Annotated in this window: 19 protein-coding genes and 1 pseudogene; 5 read left to right on the plus strand and 15 right to left on the minus strand. The window is 63.9% G+C overall.

Translation table 11 applies throughout. The features are described 5' to 3' along the window. Positions 1 to 23: 23 nt before the first annotated feature. The 4 genes from RQP53_RS09320 to RQP53_RS09335 all read right to left on the minus strand — a co-directional run bounded on the left by RQP53_RS09320 (position 24) and on the right by RQP53_RS09335 (position 4,017). Positions 24 to 1,250, minus strand: a complete 1,227-nt coding sequence (locus tag RQP53_RS09320; protein WP_315650031.1) for a class I SAM-dependent methyltransferase — start codon at positions 1,248 to 1,250, stop codon at positions 24 to 26. A 21-nt stretch (positions 1,251 to 1,271) separates the two neighbouring features. Continuing rightward, on the minus strand, positions 1,272 to 2,039 hold the full coding sequence (locus RQP53_RS09325; RefSeq protein WP_315650350.1) for a DUF1365 domain-containing protein: 768 nt from the start codon (positions 2,037 to 2,039) through the stop codon (positions 1,272 to 1,274). A gap of 8 nt (positions 2,040 to 2,047) precedes the next feature. Next, the gene (locus RQP53_RS09330; protein ID WP_315650351.1) at positions 2,048 to 3,352 is read right to left on the minus strand and encodes an NAD(P)/FAD-dependent oxidoreductase; all 1,305 of its coding nucleotides are present in this window, start codon (positions 3,350 to 3,352) and stop codon (positions 2,048 to 2,050) included. A gap of 389 nt (positions 3,353 to 3,741) precedes the next feature. Then, a complete protein-coding gene (locus RQP53_RS09335; protein WP_315650032.1) occupies positions 3,742 to 4,017 on the minus strand; it encodes a hypothetical protein in 276 nt (91 codons plus the stop codon). A gap of 50 nt (positions 4,018 to 4,067) precedes the next feature. On the opposite strand from RQP53_RS09335, the gene RQP53_RS09340 reads away from it, so the two are divergent. After that, positions 4,068 to 5,015, plus strand: coding sequence for a MerR family transcriptional regulator (locus RQP53_RS09340; RefSeq protein ID WP_315650033.1), 948 nt, complete (start codon positions 4,068 to 4,070; stop codon positions 5,013 to 5,015). 87 nt (positions 5,016 to 5,102) lie between these two features. Next, on the plus strand, positions 5,103 to 5,972 hold the full coding sequence (locus tag RQP53_RS09345) for a ferritin family protein (RefSeq protein WP_315650034.1): 870 nt from the start codon (positions 5,103 to 5,105) through the stop codon (positions 5,970 to 5,972). Between the two features lie 94 nt (positions 5,973 to 6,066). On the opposite strand, the gene RQP53_RS09350 is transcribed toward RQP53_RS09345, so the two are convergent. From RQP53_RS09350 to RQP53_RS09360, 3 genes are read right to left on the minus strand one after another with little or no spacing between them, the layout of a single operon-like run. Next, positions 6,067 to 6,966: a hypothetical protein gene (locus tag RQP53_RS09350; protein WP_315650035.1), complete on the minus strand. Its 900-nt coding sequence runs from the start codon at positions 6,964 to 6,966 to the stop codon at positions 6,067 to 6,069. Positions 6,967 to 6,985: 19 nt separating this feature from the next. After that, positions 6,986 to 7,885 (minus strand): ABC transporter ATP-binding protein, encoded by a 900-nt coding sequence (locus RQP53_RS09355; protein WP_315650036.1) that lies wholly within the window; start codon positions 7,883 to 7,885, stop codon positions 6,986 to 6,988. Then, entirely contained in the window at positions 7,882 to 8,232 is a 351-nt protein-coding gene (locus RQP53_RS09360; RefSeq protein WP_315650037.1) for a GntR family transcriptional regulator, read from the minus strand. Before RQP53_RS09360 ends, RQP53_RS09355 begins: the two co-directional genes overlap by 4 nt. A gap of 580 nt (positions 8,233 to 8,812) precedes the next feature. Between RQP53_RS09360 and RQP53_RS09365 the strand changes: the two genes are divergently transcribed. The 3 genes and pseudogenes from RQP53_RS09365 (at position 8,813) to RQP53_RS09375 (ending at position 11,570) form a co-directional block, all read left to right on the plus strand. Beyond that, on the plus strand, positions 8,813 to 10,006 hold the full coding sequence (locus RQP53_RS09365) for a hypothetical protein (protein ID WP_315650038.1): 1,194 nt from the start codon (positions 8,813 to 8,815) through the stop codon (positions 10,004 to 10,006). Between the two features lie 294 nt (positions 10,007 to 10,300). After that, positions 10,301 to 10,654: pseudogene (locus RQP53_RS09370) on the plus strand (integrase core domain-containing protein); the annotation flags it as partial. Positions 10,655 to 10,859: 205 nt separating this feature from the next. Further along, complete coding sequence (locus tag RQP53_RS09375; protein ID WP_315650039.1) at positions 10,860 to 11,570, plus strand: TIGR02391 family protein; 711 nt, start codon at positions 10,860 to 10,862, stop codon at positions 11,568 to 11,570. Between the two features lie 459 nt (positions 11,571 to 12,029). On the opposite strand, the gene RQP53_RS09380 is transcribed toward RQP53_RS09375, so the two are convergent. The 8 genes from RQP53_RS09380 to RQP53_RS09415 all read right to left on the minus strand — a co-directional run bounded on the left by RQP53_RS09380 (position 12,030) and on the right by RQP53_RS09415 (position 19,497). After that, positions 12,030 to 12,236 (minus strand): cold-shock protein, encoded by a 207-nt coding sequence (locus RQP53_RS09380; RefSeq protein WP_315650040.1) that lies wholly within the window; start codon positions 12,234 to 12,236, stop codon positions 12,030 to 12,032. A 258-nt stretch (positions 12,237 to 12,494) separates the two neighbouring features. Continuing rightward, positions 12,495 to 13,520 carry a tRNA pseudouridine(13) synthase TruD gene (truD, locus tag RQP53_RS09385; protein WP_315650041.1) on the minus strand — a complete coding sequence of 342 codons (1,026 nt, stop codon included), beginning with the start codon at positions 13,518 to 13,520 and terminating at the stop codon, positions 12,495 to 12,497. A gap of 484 nt (positions 13,521 to 14,004) precedes the next feature. Further along, positions 14,005 to 16,344 carry a catalase gene (locus RQP53_RS09390; protein ID WP_315650042.1) on the minus strand — a complete coding sequence of 780 codons (2,340 nt, stop codon included), beginning with the start codon at positions 16,342 to 16,344 and terminating at the stop codon, positions 14,005 to 14,007. Positions 16,345 to 16,403: 59 nt separating this feature from the next. Beyond that, positions 16,404 to 16,721, minus strand: a complete 318-nt coding sequence (locus RQP53_RS09395; protein WP_315650043.1) for a hypothetical protein — start codon at positions 16,719 to 16,721, stop codon at positions 16,404 to 16,406. 90 nt (positions 16,722 to 16,811) lie between these two features. Beyond that, positions 16,812 to 17,558, minus strand: coding sequence for an alpha/beta fold hydrolase (locus tag RQP53_RS09400; RefSeq protein WP_315650044.1), 747 nt, complete (start codon positions 17,556 to 17,558; stop codon positions 16,812 to 16,814). A 126-nt stretch (positions 17,559 to 17,684) separates the two neighbouring features. Further along, positions 17,685 to 17,882 carry a hypothetical protein gene (locus RQP53_RS09405; protein ID WP_315650045.1) on the minus strand — a complete coding sequence of 66 codons (198 nt, stop codon included), beginning with the start codon at positions 17,880 to 17,882 and terminating at the stop codon, positions 17,685 to 17,687. Further along, complete coding sequence (locus tag RQP53_RS09410) at positions 17,879 to 18,373, minus strand: hemerythrin domain-containing protein (protein WP_315650046.1); 495 nt, start codon at positions 18,371 to 18,373, stop codon at positions 17,879 to 17,881. Before RQP53_RS09410 ends, RQP53_RS09405 begins: the two co-directional genes overlap by 4 nt. Before the next feature lie 149 nt (positions 18,374 to 18,522). Then, entirely contained in the window at positions 18,523 to 19,497 is a 975-nt protein-coding gene (locus RQP53_RS09415; protein ID WP_315650047.1) for a hypothetical protein, read from the minus strand. Positions 19,498 to 19,810 lie beyond the last annotated feature (313 nt).

Consider the following 19,810-nt stretch of genomic DNA (forward strand, 5'->3'; position numbering starts at 1 on the left):
GGCCCGGTCGGATTGATGGCCGCTCATGGCTTCACCAGCGTGAACTGCATGACATCGGTGTTGTTGCCATCGAAGGCCGCCTCGCAATAGGCCAGGTAGAACTCCCACAGCCGCATGAATCGGGTGTCGAAGCCCTGGCTGCGCACCTGTGCCTCCTTTTGCAGAAAGGCTTCGCGCCAGCGTTTCAGCGTTTCCGCATAGTCGCCGCCGAAGGCCAACTCGTTGACGACGCGCAGGCCGGCGGCCTCGGCATGGGCACGGAACTGGCTGGGGCTGGGCAGCATGCCGCCGGGGAAGATGTATTGCTGGATGAAATCGCTGGAGCGGCTGTAGCGCTCGAACAGATCGTCGCGGATGGTGATGGTCTGGATGCAGGCGCGGCCGCCGTTCTTGAGCTTGTCATGCACGGTCTTGAAAAAGCCCGGCCAGTAGCGCTGCCCCACGGCTTCGAACATTTCGATCGACACCAGCGCGTCAAAGCCGGTCTCGGCGATATCGCGGTAGTCCTGGAAGCGCAGCTCGGCGCGCTCCTCCAGGCCGGCCTCGACCAGTCGCTTTTGCGCATAGCCGAGCTGCTCGCTGGACAAGGTGACGCCGGTCAGCTTCGCGCCGTAGTCACCCGCCGCGCATTCGGCCACCGCGCCCCAGCCGCAGCCAATCTCCAGCACGCGATCACCGGGCTTGACCTGGCATTCGTCCAGCGCGCGGCGCATCTTGGCCTGCTGGGCCTGGCGCAGCGGCTGTTCCGGCCGGCCATCAAACCAGGCACTCGAGTAGTTCATGCTGTCGTCCAGCCAGAGCCGGTAGAAGCCGTTGCCGAGGTCGTAGTGGGCGTGGATGTTTTTCTTGCTGCCGCTGCGGCTGTTGCGGTTGAGCCAGTGCTTCAGGCGATAGGCCAGCGCGCCCCACCAGTGGCCATAGACCACCGCTTCCAACGCCTCGCGGTTGACGACGAACAGTGTCAGCAAGGCGCGCAGATCGGGGCTGCTCCAATGGCCGGCCACATAGCTCTCGGCAAAGCCGATGTCGCCGCTGCGCAGCGTGGCGCTGCACACCTCCCATTCACGCATGCGCAGCACGGCGCGCGGGCCCTGGCCACTGGCGCTGCCGAAGTGGGCGCTGCTGCCGTCCGGCCATTGCACATCGAGGCTGCCGTGCTGCAGCCGCTCAAGCAGGCGGACCACATGACGGGCGGCGCGCGGCGCGCTCTGCGGCAGCGCGAATCGGGGGCTGAAGGTGGTGCTGTTCATGGACATCTATTCGTTCGTGAATCAACGGGTGATCAATTCGCTGGGCGGCGCGGGCTTGCTGAAGAAGGGCACCCGCTTGAGCCAGAGGCGCAGCGCCTGCCAGTGGATGCGGGTCATCAGCATCAACGTCAGCGCTGGCATGGCGAAGAAGGCACTGCGTGCCGCCGCCTCGGTGAGGGGCTGCAGGCGGCCGCTGATGCTGGTTTGCAGCAGTGCGCCGTCCTCATCGTCGTGATCGATGCGGGCAACGCTGCGCGGCGCCTCGCCGTCACGCTGGCTGAGCATGAAGCGAAAACGGTAGCGCCCGGCCACGCGGCAGAAGGGCGAGACATGGAACACCTTGCTGGCCTGCAACTCCTGACCCCAGTGCAGCGCCGGCCCGGTCAGCAGGTAACAGTGACGCTCGCTAAAGGTGTTATTCACCTCGGCCACGATGGCCGCCAGTGACTGGTCGCGGCGGTGGCAGAACCAGAAGCTGACCGGCTTGAAGGCATAGCCCAGCACGCGCGGGAAGCAATGCAGCCAGACTTCCCCGTCGACGTCATCGAGGCCTTCGCGGGCGAGCAACTCGTCCAGCCAGGCCAGTGCGTCGTGGCCGCCGTCGCCGTGGTCGGCATCGTGGAAGCTGAGCCAGCCGCGGCCATTGCGATGCAGGGCCGCGCAGGGCTGCTCGCGCAAGCGCCGCATCGGCAGCATCAGGAAATAGCTGCGGTAGGCAAAGCGATGCAGGCGCGGGCGCAGCCGGGTATGGCGCACATCGCCACGACCGATCATCGCTTGGGCCGGCAATGCGGTGTTCATCGTGGCCCCGCCTCGGCGCGCAGCTTGGCGCTCAGCTGCTGGGCCACGCGCAGGCCCGAGAGCAGGCCGTCTTCATGGAAGCCATAGCGCGTCCAGGCGCCGCAGAACCAGCTGTTGCGCTGGCCTTGCAGGCTGGGCACACGCTGTTGGGCCTGGACGGCGGCCTGGTCGAAGACCGGGTGGGCATAGTCGAACTCGCCAATCACCTGGCCAGGCTGGCGCAGCGGGTTCAGCGACACGATCACCTCGCGGCGCCAGGGCAGTGGCTGCAGCTTGTTGATCAGGTAGTGCAGGCAGACGGCTTCGCCACCTTGCTGGCCCTGCTCGTAGTTCCAGGCGGCCCAGGCGCGGCGGCGCTGCGGCAGCAGTCGCGTATCGGTGTGCAGCACGGCGCGGTTGCGGTGATAGGTGATGGCGCCGAGCACCTGGCGTTCATCAACGCTGGCGTCGCGGAGCAGTGCCAGGCTTTGATCGCTGTGGCTGGCCAGCACCACTTCGTCGAAACGTTCGCTGCCGGCCTGGCTGTGCACCAGCACGCCGCCGTCGATCAGGCGCTGCGCGCTGTGCACCGGGCAGTTCAGGCGTTTGTCGTCGATGCCGGCGATCAGCTGCTCAACGTAGTGGCGCGAGCCGCCCTGCACGGTGAACCATTGCGGGCGATGGGCCACCTGCAGCAGACCATGGTTGTGGCAGAAGCGGATCAAGGTGCTGATCGGGAAGCTGAGCATCTGTTCGGTCGGGCAGGACCAGATGCAAGCCACCATCGGCAGCAGATACCACTGGCGGAATTCGCGGCCGAAACGGTGCTGATCGAGAAAGGCGCCGATCGGCTGGGCCAGGGCCTGTTCACTGCCGCTCTCGGCCAGCGCGGTGCAGAGGCGGTTGAAGCGCAAGAGATCGGCCAGCATGGCCCAGAAACCGGGACGCAGGAGATTGCGCCGCTGGGCGAAGACGCTGTTCAGGTCGCTGCCGCTCCATTCGAGCCCGCCGGCCTGCACCGAGAACGACATCTCGCTCGGCGTCGTGGCCACGCCGAGCTGGCTGAACAGCTCGATCAGCAGCGGGTAGGTGCGTTCATTGAAGACCAGGAAGCCGGTGTCGACACCGTGGCTGATGCCGTCCAGCGTCACCTCCACCGTGTTGGCATGGCCACCGAAATAGCGACCTGCCTCGAACAGGCTGACCTCGGCATCGCGCGCCAAGGCCCAGGCGGCGCTCAGGCCGGCGATGCCCGCACCAATGACCGCCACGCGGCGGCGCGGGCCTGGCCGTGGCGCTTCACGCTGGGCGCGCTCGCGCAGAAAGGGCAGCAGGGTGGTGGCGTGGTCGGCCGCGCCCAGCGATTGGCGCGACAAGCGAAAAGGGCTCCCGCCGATGGCGGAAGCCCTGTGCATAAAAATAGTCGCAAGACGCCCCGAGACTAACGAGGGAGGGAGGGAGGAGGAGGAGAAAGGTCCCGGGATTGCTTCCCCACTAAGGGGGAGATCTTGCGACTGAAATCTGGTTGATACTTTACTGGTTTCTTGACCTTTAGTCTCAGCGTGGGCGTGAATTCCCTCGAATTCACTGCAAGCCCCGCCATGATGACCGATCTCGGCGCCAAAGAAGCTGAATGCAGCTGATTTGACAGCTTTGTCCCTCCTAGCAGGGACATTGATCAGCGCGTCAGCAACAGTATCGGTCATAGAACTTACACCAAGATTTTCAAGTCGGGTTGACGACAGCTGGTCGTCGGCAAGCTGCTGTCTGGACGCGGTCCGGCGGTGCCCATCACCAGCGAATCGGCGAGCGGCTGACCCTTTCCAATCACTGCATCTGCTTTGCCCTTTGCGGCGATTGCCGAGGAAGGCAGGCTTTCTGCTGAGCGTTTGTCCTGGTCAAATACGGCTCTGGCACCTATATTAGGCGAACAAATTGTTTTTGTCTTGTATTTGTCTAGGACAAACATCGTGATCTGCATGGACATTTCGACCCGGCCTGGCGCTCGCTGGGGTAGCGCATCGTCAGAGCGTGGCAATGACTGAACAGGCTCTGGGCATCACGGCCGTCGAACGCGACACCGGTCTGAGCAAGGACACCCTGCGGGTCTGGGAGCGACGCTACGGCTTTCCGCAGCCCGAGCGAGATGCGGCTGGCGACCGCCTCTACCCTGCCGCCCAGGTGCGGCGCCTGCACCTGCTGAAGCAGTTGCTGGCTCAGGGGCACCGGCCGGGGCGCATCGTCGGCGCGAGCGAAGCTGAGCTGCAGGCCTTGCTGGCCCAGCGTCAGGCGAGCCGGCCCAGCATCGTTCCCGGCCCGGCGGGTGACGCCGAGGGCTTGAGCGCTGCTCAGAATGAGCTGCTGGACCTGATCAAGCAGCAGCGGCTCGACGAGTTCCGTCGCCAGCTGACGCAGCAGTTATTGCGCGAAGGCCTGGCTGTGGGCGTGACCCAGTGGATTGCGCCCTTGGCCCGTCGGGTAGGCGAGCTGTGGATGGCAGGCGTCTGGGCAGTGTTCGAGGAGCACCTGTTCTCGGAATGCGTGCAGCAAACCTTGCGCCAGGCCATCCAGTCCTTGCCGCAGCAGCTGCTGCATGAACACCCCCGCGTGTTGTTGACGACCTTCCCTGGTGAAGCGCATGGACTGGGCCTGCTGATGGCAGAGGCAATGATGACGCTGGAGGGCTGCCACTGCCTGTCGGTCGGCGTACAGACGCCGCTGGCCGACATCGTGCTGGCGGCGCGGGCAACGCGCGCCGATGTGGTCGCGCTGAGCTTCAGCGGCTATCTGTCGACGGTGGCTGTCAACGAAGGCCTGAGCCAGCTGCGTTCGGCCTTGCCGGACAGCGTGGCGCTGTGGGCGGGCGGCAGCTCGCCGGCCTTGTTGCGTCGTGAGGACGCGACGGGGCTGCGCCTTGTCACACGGCTGCAAGACGTTGCTGCTGAAGTGCAACGTTGGCGTGAAGGCGCGCTGGCACGACCCTGAGTGACACCGTCGAGCCGGGCAAGACCCGCCGAACGGCGTGGTGCCCGGTGTGAAGACTAGAATTTACTTTCCCAACGAGGAAGAACCATGCTCTACCCCGAACTGTTCAAGCAACTCGAAGCCGTGCGCTGGAACATGGACACGGACATCCCCTGGGACAAATTCGATGCCAGCCTGCTCAGTGAAGACCAGGCGCGCACGATCAAAATGAATGCGATCACCGAGTGGGCCGCATTGCCCGCCACCGAGATGTTCCTGCGCGACAACCGCGATGACAGCGACTTCTCCGCCTTCATGAGCGTCTGGTTCTTCGAGGAGCAGAAGCACTCGCTGGTGCTGATGGAGTACCTGCGCCGCTTCCGGCCCGACCTGGTGCCGACCGAGCAGGAGCTGCATGAGATCCGCTTCGACTTCGATCCGGCACCGGCGCTGGAAACGCTGATGCTGCACTTCTGCGGTGAGATACGCCTGAACCACTGGTACCGCCGCGCGGCCGAATGGCACACCGAGCCGGTGATCCGCGCCATCTACGAAACACTGGCCCGTGACGAGGCCCGCCATGGCGGCGCCTATCTGCGCTACATGAAGCGTGCGATGCAAAAGTTCGGCGACGAAGCCCGTGCTGCCTTCGCCAAGGTGGGCGTGCTGATGGCCAGCGCCCGCCGCACCGCACAGGCGCTGCACCCCACCAATCTGCACGTGAACGCCAGCCTGTTCCCACGCGACACCATCCAGAGCCGGCTGCCCGATCCTGACTGGCTGGAGCAGTGGCTGGACAAGCAGATCCAGTTCGATGCGGTATGGGAAGGCAAAGTCGTCGACCGCATTCTTCACAATATGAGCCTGCTGATGGAGCGTAGCTTTGCCAGCGTCCAGGAGCTCAACCGCTTCCGCAAGGAAATGGCCGCTCGGGTGGCGGGTGCCGCAGGCGGCGGCGAGGCCCTGCCCGCGGCTTGAAGCCGGCGCTGAGCACGCAGCCAGGCAAGACCTGACCCCACATGCAAAAGAGCCCGCTGATGCGGGCTCTTTCTCTTTTCAGTCTGCCGGCGTTTCAGTTGGCGCGGCGGCGGTACAGCACCAGCAGGTAGAAGCAGGCTGCCGAGATCAGCAGGCCACCGATCAGATGCGGCGAGGCCAGCTGGCTGATCGCGGTGACGCTGTCCTCCAGCATCCAGCGCGAGGCCTCGGTGATGAAGCTGCCCAGGTCAGCCGGCTCCTTCAAACCATGGCGCAAGGTGTCGCTGGCATCGAAGAAGGCCTTGCCGGCCCCCTGGGCCTGCGCTTGCAGCAGCTCCCAGACGATGCGGTTGTCGTAGACGCGTGTCAGCACATTGCCGCCGATCACCGTGGCGGCAATCACCAGCGGCGTGCCCCAGCGCTTCAGCCAGGCCGAGGCCACCATCAGGATCATGAACAGCGGCGCGAACCACAGCGTCATCAGCGTCACGCCCAGCAGCAGTCGGAGCAGCCCAGCGAAACCAGCGCCCAGCACCATGCCCCAGGACACCTGGGCGAGTGAGGCAAAGCCATAAACCTTGATCAGCGCGCCGGCACACAGCAGCAGGCCGGCGGCCGCACCGACCAGCACCGCCAGCAGCGGCACGAACAGTGCGTGCATCAGCAGCGTGGCGGCGATGCTCTCGCTGTGGCTGCCGGGCAGCGACAGCCAGAACTCGATCGAGCGGTCCTGCTGATCGCGCCGGGCCAGACCGGGCAGCTGAAACATCGTCACCATCCAGCTCAGGGCCCAGGTGGCCATGACGACGCCTGTAAGCGCCAGCAGGGCCAGAATCGTCGGCGGCGGCATGTGATCGTCGGGAGCAAGCTCCACCTTGCCCCAGGGCAGCGCCAACAGCGCAATCAGCGGCACGGCCAGCATCACCATCAGCCAGCCAGCGTGGTGCTGCATCCATTCACGGTGCAGCAGGGTCTTGAATCGTTGTGATGTCATCTTGGTTCTCCTCATCGACTCAGGCTTGCTGGCTTTGCAGCTCGGGCTTGCGCGTCAGGGCGACGAACAGGTCCACCAGGCTGGGGCGGAAACGCTGGCCCAGTGCCTGCACATGGGCGGGCGGCTCGCCATCGAACAGTGCCGCCGAGCGGCCCTGCTGGCGGTAACGCAGCAGCGGATGGGCGTCGGCCACCGCATCGGCGGCGGCGGGGTCGTGCGATAGCGCAACGAAGCGCGAGTCCATCTCCTCCAGGCTGATGTTCAGCACCAGCTTGCCCTCGTCGAGCATCATCACGTCGGACAACAGGGTCTCGATTTCCTCGACCTGGTGCGTCGAGATGATCACGCTGCGCTCGCCGTCACACCATTCATCGATCAGCATCTCGTAGAAGCTCTTGCGCGAGATCACGTCGAGGCCCAGCGTCGGCTCGTCGAGAATCATCAGCCGGGTGTCGATGGCCGCGATCAGCGCCAGATGCAGCTGAGTGACCATGCCCTTGGACAGGCTCTTGACCTTGTCACGCGGGCCGACGCTGGTGCGCTTGAGCAGCACACGGGCACGTTCGGCCGAGAAGCGCGGCTGCAGCCCGCTCATCAGCGTGATCAGCTCGTCCACGCGGGCCCAGCGCGGCAGCACGGCCACATCGGGGATGTAGGACAGCGATTGCAGCAACTCGTTGCGCTGGCTGCGCGGATCCAGCCCCAGCACGCTGAGTTGGCCGCTGCCGCCCATCAGGCCGACCATGGCCTTCATCAGCGAGGTCTTGCCCGCGCCGTTGTGGCCCAGCAGGCCGACCACGCGGCCCTTGGGGATCTTGAAAGAGATATTGTCGACGGCGGTCTTGCGCCCGTAGTGCAGGCTGAAGCCCTGCGCCTCGACCAGATGGGTCTTGTTGTCCATGGCGTCCCCCGTGCTCATTGCGTTCCCCAGTTCAAATCATTGGCACCCAGGCCGAGGCGTTGCAGGCGGGCGCGCAGCAGCGGCCACTCCTCCTGCAGAAAGCGCTCGCGCTCGGTCTGCAGCAAGCGCTCGCGGGCACCGGGCCGCACATACATGCCCATGCCCCGGCGGCTCTCGACCAGGCCGGTGTCGACCAGCGCCTGCAGCGCCCGGCTGACGGTCAGCGGGTTGATCAGATAGCGGCTTGCCAGGTTGCGAACCGAGGGCAGCGCATCGCCCTCGGGAGGGGTGCCGTCCAGCAGCTGGGTGGCCAGATGGTCGGCCAGCTGCTGGTAAATCGGCGCATTGTCGTTCCAGCTGTGCATGTCTCTTGATCGGCCCGAGGCCTGAGGTGTGTTGCTGATGTAGCACACCATATCAAGCCCCCAGAGTCTGCCCCAAGCGCGGCGCGACAGGGCGTCAAAAGTCGGGGATGAAGCGTCATGCTGCTTGACGCCCAGTGTTGGTTGCCGGTTGTCGGTTTGCGCTGTAGTTCGAACTATTTGCGCTTTAGTTTGAACTCGGAAGGCCGCAGTTTGCGGATTTGCCCTGGGCGCAAGTTGTTGATTTGATGGGTGTTTTCTTGCTGTGAGGACATTGTGTGGCCATGGCTGTGTAGATCGCCCGCTGCACATATGCACGATTTTGGGAGCGCTGCACAAGATTCTGGAGGAGGAGGGGGAGCAACCTAATTGCCGTGCGCGAACTGGTCGCGCGAGGGGCTGACTTGCAGCGGGTGCAGCCGATCGCAGAGGCACAGCGAACGCACGCTAACTGCCACCGAGCGGACCACCAGTGCTACAAGTGCGGGCGCCCCATCGTTTTGGGAGCGCGGGGAGGAAATTCAGCAACCCATTAATACGCACAAAAATCGCCAAAATAAGTGTCCGCATAGGGAGTAGATTTGTGTACCTTTCAATAGTGCATCCTGACGCATTGTCACACGTCCGTAAATTGGCAAGAGGACTTGGAGCTGTCGCCACGGATGAGCCGATACTGGTAATCAAGACACGCAAGGAGATCATCCTCACCGCCCGAGAGAAGCGCGAATTTAAATTCTACTTGGCACCTTGTGTCGCCGATGGACGGCGTGGATTGACGCTGATATCAGCATTTTTTGACGATCCAGTCAGCCCTCTGACCATCACGACTCCACTTGCCGCAGACGCCCCGCTTACAGAAACGATTCAAACTCTTCCGAACCAGTTCAAGGTATGTTTTTTTGATGAGCACAACCGTGAACTGCTCAGTTGCAAAGCCCATGCGGAGCTTGGTGGTTTTCGCTCGCGCATTACAGCGAGTCCGCTGCTAGGAGAAGAGCACTTCCTTGAAATGCTGGATCAAGGAGAATCATGGTTTGCCAAGAGCACCGCTGCCGACGATATGTTGGCAACGTCGGTGTATCTTGGTGAGGATTTGTTTCCGAGCAATTACGTCATTACCGACATGACACAGCAAGGGTTCCAGGGCTGGGCTGGATTTGCAACCAGCGAGTTGGAGCGGCAGGAGCCTGGGCCCATGCAAGAGATGGACATCATCTATTTGCTTAAGCGGATCTATGCAGCTGACCGTATTGTTCATGGCCCAGTGAAGATTTCCGATGGTGAGGAATTGGTCGATGTACTCATCCTGGGTGATGAGGTAACCGTGCTTCTACAGGCGAAAGACAGCCCCAACACCGCAAAAACGCTGAACACAACGCTCGAACGGAAACAACGCAAAGCGATCAGTCAATTGAAAGAAGGCCTCTCGCAGGTGCGCGGGGCGCTCTCGACGATTCGTCGTGAGGGCAGTCCGAAACTCAAACTTGTCAGTGGGAAAGAACTCAGCGTTGAACTCAATTCCAAGCCGATAGTGGGAGTCGTCATTGTGAAAGAACTTTTCAAGTGTTCCTATGAAGAGTACGGAAGCCACATTCTCGACTTCATGGATCGATATCAGATCCCCACTCTGGTCTTCGACTATGCCGAACTGGACGTCATGAGCCGTCACTGTCCGTCAGAATCAACACTCTTGAGCGCGTTCCATCAAATCTTTGAGCACGCCAGAGATCGACGGACTTACCCGCGCCTTCAATTCCGTACTCGTCCGCCACTGTGAGAAAGCCGCTTGGATAAATTCAGCGGGGAACAGGGAACGCGTAGATAAGATGGCGCCCACGATACTTGCCACCTCGCTGTATCGGCCCAATGGCCTGTCAATACCTTTATTCGGTGAGAAGCTCACCATCCGCATCGAAAGCGAGTTCTGATCCTCATAGATAGGTCCATCACAATTGACTGCTCTGTGCGGAATAGCTGCCGCTCGCTTGACAAGCTTGACTGGCAATACTCAGCCTGATCCAGAAGTACGCCATGGTTGGCCATCGTGCCGGCCAGCCGTCTGCGCTCTTAGGACGTGATCCTGACGCTGTCGCGGCTGATGAGCCTGTACGGCAAGCCTGAACACATCCGCAGCGACAACGGCGCGGACTTCACGGCGCGCTCGCTGATGCACTGGCTGCGCGACTAGGCCATTGGCCCGGCCTTCTTCGCGCCGGGCAAGCCCTGGCAGAACGGCTTCGTGGAGGGCTTCAATGGCATGCTGCGGGAAGGGCTGCTCAACCGGGATTGGTTCCGCACCCTTGCTGAGGCCAAAGTGCTGATCGAAGCCTGGCGCCAGTTCTACAACGAGCGCCGGCCGCACAGCGCCCTGGGCTGCCGGCCTATGGCCGCGATGCGCCGAGAGTGGACAGGTCAACACCGATAACGGCACCCCGAGACTAACCGCCTGAGTGGCTACAAATTACGTACGCAGGTCTCGACCGCTGCTGTTGTTGTTCGACCTTCAGCGTCGGTTTTCAGTTCTGGGTTGAACGCGAACCGACAGTTGCGCTGAGCTTTGAACGGGCGGTCCGGGCGTTGGCCAACCACTGACGCTTAGACTGCCAAGTCAACAAGAAGGAACTAGCCCGATGAATGTCCGAGCTGCCTATCCAACCCCCGAGGCTTTAGAGCAGGCGAGCGTGTCGGCTGTTGCCGGCGTTCTGTTGAAGACGCTGCTGGCCAAGAGTCCGAATGGCGAAAGTGCCTTTCACATCCGGAACGTAATCGGCGAGATCAGGGGGCTTTACGAGACTCGAGCGTGGGAAGCTGCTCGGGCCGTATCTGAGGCCTTTGGTTGGCTGCAGGCTCGCAACTTCATTTGCCAAGCGCCAGAGAGTGACATTGGCTGGTGTTTGCTAACTCGCGACGGCATGAAGGCTGCTCGGGTCCACGACTTTCCAACTTGGAGCGCCGAGCGCGACCTGCCTGAGACCTTGTTGCATCCGCAGATCGCAGCCGAGTGTATGGATAGCTATCGTGCGGGGAAGTTCGACACGGCGGTCTTTGAGGCCTTCAAAGCACTTGAGGTAGCCATACGTCAAGCTGCGGGCCTAGGGCCTGAATTTTTGGGCGTCAAGTTGGCCTCGCGCGCCTTCCATCCCGTGGATGGTGAACTGTCCGACCTCAATCAAGAGGGTGGGGAGCGGCAAGCGCTCGCGAACCTAATGGCAGGGGCTGTGGGGTACTTCAAGAACCCACAGAGTCACAGGAAAGTTGATCTGGCTGCGTGGGAGGCACGCGAAATGCTGGTGATTGCTTCGCATCTGTTCCGCATCGTCGAAATCCGATCATTGGTCTGATCCGGTTGGAAATTCGAGGTTGGGCGGAAGATTGGCCTGGTGCCCCGAAGTTCAATGTTCAACGATTCAAATTGCCATGAATTCAAACTCAACGAGACAAGGATTCAAATCTCGATAATACAGGCGGCGCCAAGCACCTGGTTAGATAGAAGCATCGGTCTAAGCTCCAGCGTGAACCGACAGTTATCAGTGTCGGTTTGCACCGTAGTGCGGCGCTCACGCACCGCGACGCGAAGCTGTCATCGGCTCGCCTGGCGCGGTGCAAGCAGTGATGAGCGCTATCGGGGCTGAAGCAGCCATCCAAGCGGTCTGGCCGCCGCCTGCTGCGTCAGACTGCGGCGGCTGTCTGCTACTAGACGGGGCTAAGGGCTGATGCAGTCATCCGTCCACGCGACCCTGAGCGGGTCAACAGATGCTTTTGCATTGGAGCTCAGTCGCGGCTTCGGGCGCCAAGCGAATTCACTGTGGTGCCGTGACATCTGATGCTTCTTTGCCTTTCGGGCCCTGCACCACTTGGAAAGAGACCAGCTGACCTTCCTTGAGGGTCTTGAAGCCATTCATGCTGATGGCGGAGAAACGAACGAACAAATCTTCGCCGCCATCGTCCGGGGTGATGAAACCAAAGCCCTTGGCGTCATTGAACCACTTCACCTTGCCTGTTGCCATATCAGCCTTTCAAGGAATTCGCGTCGGGTCGTCGTGCAATCCGCCTCCCCTGATCGCGAAATCTGGGGCAGGTGTCGAATCTAACTGATTAGGCACCGATTCCGCTGGCGTCGTTTCCGTCTTTTCCCTTAGTGAGACCTCCCGCCAAGGCGCCGATTGGAGCGGTACTGGAACGCCGCCATGTACCGGATTTGATGGAAGCCGCAGTTCAAGCTTCAGCGCAAAGCGACAGCGCGGTGCTTGTGATCATCCGCCGCGTCATTCCGGCGCTGCTGACTCGCTCTCGGCGTGCCGCTCAGGCTCCGTGGTGCGCAGGATTTCGTTCAGCACGGAGGTCGCGTAGTTGCCGGCCGGCAGCGAGAAATCGAGCAGCAGCTGATCGGCCTGCGGCCATTCCCAGGACAGGCCGGCCGGGATGGCCACCAGGGCGCGGCGTTCTTGATCCAGGCCAGCGTGCTCCATGCCGTCGCACAGGCTGGCGTGGCGTGAGGCCACGCCCATTTCCAGCGCCTGCGCTTGATCGCCGCTGCTCAGGCGGCCCCGGCCCCAGAGTGGCCCGGTCGGCCGGCCGGCTTCGTCCATCACGTCGCCGGGCAGGGTTTGGCCCCAGAGCCCTTGCTGGATGCGCAGTGCCAGCACTTCATTGAAAACAAAGGAGCGCACCGCCGACAGGTAGATGCCTTTCTTCTTCGGGTTGCGCACGCGGATCTCGCGCGCCAGCATGGCGCGGCCCTGCTCGACATTGCCGCCGTCGTGACCGAAACGCTGGGCGCCAAAGTAGTTGGGCACACCCTGCGCCGCAATGGCCTGGAGATTGGCCTCGATGGCTTGGCGATCGCCGACGACGTCGCGCAACACGATGCGGAATCGGTTGCCCTGCAGATCGCCGGGGCGCAGCTTTTTGACGTGGCGGCTCTGGCTCAGGACCTTGAATTCCGGGTGCTGAAGCTGGGTCAGGTCGGGCGTCTCGCCCTTGCCCTTGGGGATCGGCAGATAGAGGCTGAACCACTGGCGGGTGAGGGCATAGCGGTCCTTGAGTCCGGCATAGCCCACATCCCACTCCTTCACGCCGGCGGCGTTGGCCAGCTGCTGGGCAACGAAGGCGGTGTTGGCGCCGCTCTTTTCGACGTCCAGCCAGAGGTGCTCGCCAGCGCCTGAGGGCAGCTGCAGCGGCAGTTCGGTGACGATGAAATCCTCGTTGAGGCTCTTGAGCGTGGCGCTGGCGCCGCTGTCCGGATAGGCCTTGGGCCAGGTCGGCAGGGTGGTGTAGGGGGTAGCGGTCATGAGGGCTGGCGGCGACAGAGAAGGGAGCGTGCGTCTAGCCGACCAGGGGCAGACCAGGCCGCCATTGTCGCCCGGCCCGGCGGTCTTCAAGTGCCTCAGCGGATGCCACTGCAGTGGCAGCCTGCAGTGGCAGACTGCTGTGGCAGGAGGCAGGCGCCTCGCTGGCGGGCGCATGAGGCCAGATTCAGGCTTGCAGTTCAGGAGGGGCGCTGCCCGTGAACCCGCAGGCCACCCGCATTCATCGCCTGCCGGTGCTAATGCGCCAGATGGTGTTGCCAACATCGTCGGCCATCAGCACGTCGCCATTGGGCAGCGTGTACAGCCAGCGCGGGATCGGGGCCATAGCCCGCACTGATGGGCAGCCGCGCATTGCTGCCGCAGGCGAGCAGGGCCATCAGCAGGCTCAGGCCCACACCCGCGGCCAGGCCGATGCTGAGACAGGCCCGCCAGCCCGAGCGATGCCGATGAACAGGGTGCACAGCGCTCAGCCGAACAGCAGGCCGGCCTCACGTTCGGGGTGACGGTGCCTGCCCAGTGCCGCGATGAAATCCGCGGCCAGGCGCTTGGCCTCGCTGGCGGCGCCAATGACGATGCCGGGGTCCGGCTCGCCATTGGCCAGCGATGCCGACACGCCGGCCTGTTCCAACAAGCTGGTCGAGCCGCCCATCGCCAGCAGGGTCTTGCCGTGGCGGTACTGGCTGGCGAGAAAGTCCCGCAGCTCCATCTGTTTGCCAAGCGCCTTGATGCCGGCCGCACCGTCGGGCAGCACCAGCCCGTCGAACAGCACCGGCGCCGAGTTCTCCAGCGAGCCGGTGGCGTCGATCACCGCGCCTTGGGCGGGCTGGATGGCGCCGAGCCGCGGTGCAATCAGGTGCACGGTCGCACCCGCGCTTTGCAGGGCCGCCCGCACGATGGCCAGCGAGGCGCCCTCCACCCCATCGGCAATCAGCAGGGCGACGCTGCGCGTGCGTACGCCGCCGTCCCCCGGCAGGGCCCGCAAAGACAGCGCCGCTGACACGGCGAACTCAGGCGTGGGCGGCTGTTCCAGCACCTTGGGCATGGCGGGCGGCAGGGCCATGCCCAGCCCGGCCGCAAGGCCTGAGGCGAGTTTGGTCGACACATGGCGCAGTGACGACAGCATGCGGGCGCGGATGGCCGGCACCGTGAGCTTGCTCAGCTCGAAGCGGAATGCGGCCTCGATATGGGCCTGTTCCACAGCGGTCTGGCTGTCGTAGAAGAGCTTGGCCTGCGTGTAATGGTCGGCGAATTTCTCAGGTTTGCCGCGCAGCTTTTCGCCGTCCAGCGCTTGCGGGAAGGAGACGAAGCCAGCCGCGCCGGCCTGGAAGGGGCAGCCACCGCCGAGCGAGTTCGGTTCATAGGCGACGCGGCCGCGCGGAATGGTCTGGCGGTGCAGACCGTCGCGCTGGTTGTTGTGCACCGGAGCCAAGGGGGCGTTGATCGGAAGCTCGTGAAAATTGGCGCCGCCGAGTCGCGTGATCTGCGTGTCCAGGTAGGAATGGATGCGGCCGGCCAGCAAGGGGTCATTGCTGAAGTCGATGCCTGGCACAACGTGCGCGGCACAGAAGGCCACCTGCTCGGTTTCGGCAAAGAAGTTGTCCGGATTGCGGTTGAGCACCATGCGCCCGACCGGCGTCACGGGCACCAATTCCTCGGGAATCAGCTTGCTGGCATCGAGCACGTCGAAGCTGAAGCTGTCGGCCTGCGCCTCGGAGAAGATCTGCAGGCCCAGTTCCCATTCCGGGTAGTCGCCGGACTCGATGGCCTCCCACAAATCGCGGCGGTGAAAGTCGGGGTCGGCGCCGGAGATCTTGACCGCTTCATCCCACACCAGCGAGTGGGTGCCGAGCTTGGGCTTCCAGTGAAACTTGACGAACTGAGACTCGCCATCGGCGTTGACCAGGCGGTAGGTGTGCACGCCAAAGCCTTGCATCATGCGCAGGCTGCGCGGAATGCCACGGTCCGACATGACCCACATCAGCGCGTGCGTGCTCTCGGGCATCAGCGAGACAAAGTCCCAGAAGGTGTCATGGGCTGACGCGGCCTGCGGCATGCCGTGATGCGGTTCGGGCTTGACGGCATGGATCAGGTCGGGGAACTTCATCGCATCCTGGATGAAGAACACCGGGATGTTGTTGCCCACCAGATCCCAGTTGCCCTCGTCGGTATAGAACTTGACGGCAAAGCCGCGAATGTCGCGCGCCGTATCGCTGGAACCGCGCTCGCCGGCCACCGTCGAGAAGCGCACAAACACCGGCGTGATCTTGCCGGCCGCCTGGAAGGGCGCTGCCCGCGTCAGCGCCGTCAGCGCGGCATAGGCGACGAAGTAGCCATGCGCAGCCGAGCCGCGCGCATGGACGATGCGCTCGGGAATGCGCTCATGATCGAAGTGGGTGATCTTCTCGCGCAGAAGGAAATCCTCCAGCAAGGTTGGCCCGCGCAGGCCCACCTTCAGCGAGTTCTGGTTGTCGCCGATCAGGACGCCCTGGTTGCTGCTCAGGGCCTGGCCTGCGTTCGAGCGTGTCGGGTCCAGCGCCGCCGTTTTCGCCGAGGCATTGCCCTCGCTCAGGGTGCTGGCCAGGGCGGCAGCCGGGATGCTCGCCATGCTGGCACCGCGGGCCGGCGCCAGGGCGTTCGCGCGGCCGAATTCCTTGGCCTTGCCGAGGTTCTCCGGCATGGCCGCGGCCATCAGCTCGGCCATTTGCTCTGGCATTTGCTCTGGCATTTGCTCGGCCACCTGCAGCGGCGTGTCCTGCGGCGTGGCCACGCTCTTGGCGCTGGCCCGGGTCTTGGGGGTGGACTTCATCGGAGTACCTCTGGATGTCGATGCCGCCGCCATGGCTGCCGCGGCGACTGCGATGGAAATCAGCAGCCCGGTGAGGGCTTGCCGCCGGGGCCAGGCACCAGGCTGGCGCGCAAGCCGGCGTCCAGGCCTGGTGTGGCGCGCATGTCGGTGTCGACCTGGCCGGCGTCGATGTCGCGCTTGGCCTGCACGATCACCGGGTCGGGCGAGGCCAGCACCGGCTCTGTTGATTCGTCACGCTCATGCGGCAAGGGCAGATCCGGTGCCGAGAGGGGCGCCTTGGCTCGCCGAGGCCCTGCCACCGGCTGCGCGGGGGCGGCCGAGTCTTGCGGCCGTGCCTGCTTGGAGTCTGGCGAGCTGGGGGCTGGGGGGTGTGTCATGGCTGGGCTTTCATTCGTGTGGCGTGGTGCGTGAGGGGGACGGGCTGGAACACCGACGGGGTGCTTGAGTACAGGGGGCGATACCGGTATTCACGAGGCCTTGGCATAAGGCCGCCACAGGCCGGGCCCCTGGCCGAGGCGATCCGTCACCACGTCGAGCACCTCGCGGTTCCAACCCATGCCGATATGACTGCCTTCGACCTCGATGTCCTGCACCAGCCGGGATCGCCTGTTGTGACGGCAGCTCTGCCAGGCGACGACGCCGTCGCTGCGGCTGTAGATCGAGCTTGTGCGCAGCGGCGGCGGTGTGCGCAGCCTGCGGCTCAAGAGCGGGTCAAGCGTGGTGGAGCTGCTGCTGAGCAGCCGGAACAGCCAGCCTGCGTTGGTGTGGTCGGCGTCGGCATTGAAGGGCGTTCCGATGGTGATCACCTGGCGCACACGCGGCAGCATCAGCTTGCTGACTTCGCGTGCATACAGGCCGCCCAGGCTCCAGCCGATCAGCGTGGCAGGCTGCTCGTGCTTGCTGAGCAGGCCTTCAATCTGAAGTTTCAGGGCTTGTAGCCAGGCGTCGAGATCGCCTTGTGGCCCGGTGTTGAAGCCCTGGCCCCAGTCGAACGCGTCATAGCCCAGTTTGCGACAGTGATCACGCAGCGTGGCCACCGAGTGGCCGTCTGCGCCCAGCCCGGGGAAGATCACCACCGGATGCCCGTCGCCAGGCTTGCTGGGCCGAGGACTGGCCAGAAAATTTCGGGCCAGCTCGAACGCAGCCCGCAAGGGCTCGGTGCCCAGCAAGGCAAGCGAGGGCCGCTTCACAAGCCCGTTAATGGTGTGGTTCATGCTGTTGTTCTCGCTCGCGTTCTCGTAGTGATGGACGGCGCCTGGATGGGCCCCGGTCGCCGTGATGGATGGTTCGTCGGTCTCACCGACGAAGGGGTGTGTGGGTGGTGGCGAGCACAGCGCTTGCTAGCGCTTGCGACCCTTCCAGGTCGCCGCGCCGGTTACGGCCTCGGACCACAGCCGGAAGCAGTCGCGGTTGGCTTGCTTGGCCATGGCGTTGAACTGCCTCTGGAACTGGGCCGCAGCCTGGCTACGCATTGCGCCAGCGATGCGGTTCGCCGCGCTGAACCAGGCGCTCATGAAGGGATTCACGATCCGGCTCATGCGGCTTGCTCCAGCAGATCGCTCTTGCGCGCGGCCATACGGGCACCGAGTTCGGCGGTGTCCAGCGAGGACGCCTTGACCTTCGGGAACATCTCGGTCTGTTCCTCCTTGACGTGATGCATCACGTACTCCGACAAGACCTTCACCTTGGCGTCGTAGTTCTCGCCATCGGGCTCGGCGCCCTTGAGCTGGGCGATCAGGTTCTTGACGCCGGCATGCTCCACCGTGGCCTCCGGCACCAGCAGCTTGTCCTTCAGCGCGGCTTTGACGGCCGGGTAGAAGATCTCCTCTTCAATCTGCGCATGCACGCTCAGCGCCGTGCAGATCTCGGCGACGAGCGACTTCTTGCTCTGGACCGAACGGGCCTTCTCGTAGTCGGCGAACAGCTGGCTGACCGCTTCATGGTCGGCCTTGAGCAGGCCGATGGCGTCCTCGTTGCCATGGTTGGTAGCACGGCTCTCGCCAGGGGTGCGGGTCTTGGTGGAAGTCATTGAGTTGCTTTCTATCGATGCAGGTGCGGGACGTGCAATCAATGCACAAGGAGGGCGATCAAGATGATGATCGGGATGGGAATGCCGAGAAACAGCAGCAGGAGTGAGCGCATGGTGGCTTTCGGTGTTGGAGGGATGAGGTGCCGCCATCAAGCGTCGCGGCGACGACCGCCAAAGGTGGCGCTCAGGCTGGCGACGAAGGCGCCGACCAGCAAGGAGACGAACAGCCACAGGGCCGTGTAGGCGGAGGCCTTGCGCGCCTCATCGGTCGTTTCGCGGGCGGCCAGCTCGATATCGCGCACCTTGGCCTGTGCTCGGGCATAGACCTCGGCCACCCGCTTCTCGGCCAGAGGCTGTGAGAGGCCGGTGCGCTGGGCCACGATCAGTCCGACGTAGCGAAGGTCTTCGGGCGGCAGCGGGTCGGAGCGGCTGACGTTCATGAAGATCCGGCTGACCTCGGCGCTGTCCTTGCCGTTGCCGCGATCGATGCTCTCCTGGCCAGTCGGCGCGCTCGCGCCGCCGGCAAGAGACGCATCACGGCGGAACAGGGAATCGACGAAATAGTCCATCAGTCCGGCATCACCGCGCTGCGCGCTGCGGGATGAGGCTGCTGCGGCGCCAACGCTGGAGCTTGCCGTGGTGGCAGCGCCCCCGAGCACCGATGCGCCGGCCTGGACTCCACCGCTGAGGATCGATCCGATGACCGAGCCGAGCAAAGCGGCGGTGAGCAGCGAGGCCATGGCCCAGGCGAGGAAGCCATGGGCGGTGTCGCGGAAGTAGACCTCGTCGCTATGCACCTCAGTCCATTTGACGCGCAGCCGCCCGGCGAGGTAGCCGCCCACGGCGGAAGCGAGCAATTGCGTGAGCGTCAGCCACAGGATGGTCGACAAGCCCAGCGCCGCGGCACTGACCCCATCACGGGCCCAGGGCGACACCGAAGAGAGGCCGAGCCCGACGCCAAGAATCAGCAGTATCAATGACAGCGAGGCCGCGGCCGCGGCCCCGGCAGTGATCGCGCTCCATGAAACGGCGCTGTTGAGCGAGCGCGTGTTGTCCGAGGGGCTGCTGCGGCGTTCGCGGGGGCGAGACAGATCCTCAGCGGCAAGGGGTGTAGACAGTTCCATCCGGGCTCCTTTCGGCGAGGGCGAGTCGAGCTTCGGAGATTCCGAGTACCCGTGCCCTTGGCGTTAGGCGGAGACTGAAGCTTTGAGCCGGGGCGGTCTGTGCAGTACCGTACGGCCCGAGCGTCCTGCAGCGGCGGCCGAGCCGGCCTGTGCAAGCGCAGCGCGCCGCTCACTGTCTGTGCCTGACGATGCATGCGCCGCCAGCGACGATCGCCCTGATGAGGGCGATCTGCCGCGCACCGACGGCACCGTGGTGATGCGCTTGCGGGCTGGAGACTCAAGGCCTTGTGCGTCCAGCCCTCGACGTCCGATT

Source organism: Roseateles aquae (assembly GCF_032337115.1).
GTDB lineage: Bacteria > Pseudomonadota > Gammaproteobacteria > Burkholderiales > Burkholderiaceae_C > Roseateles_C > Roseateles_C aquae.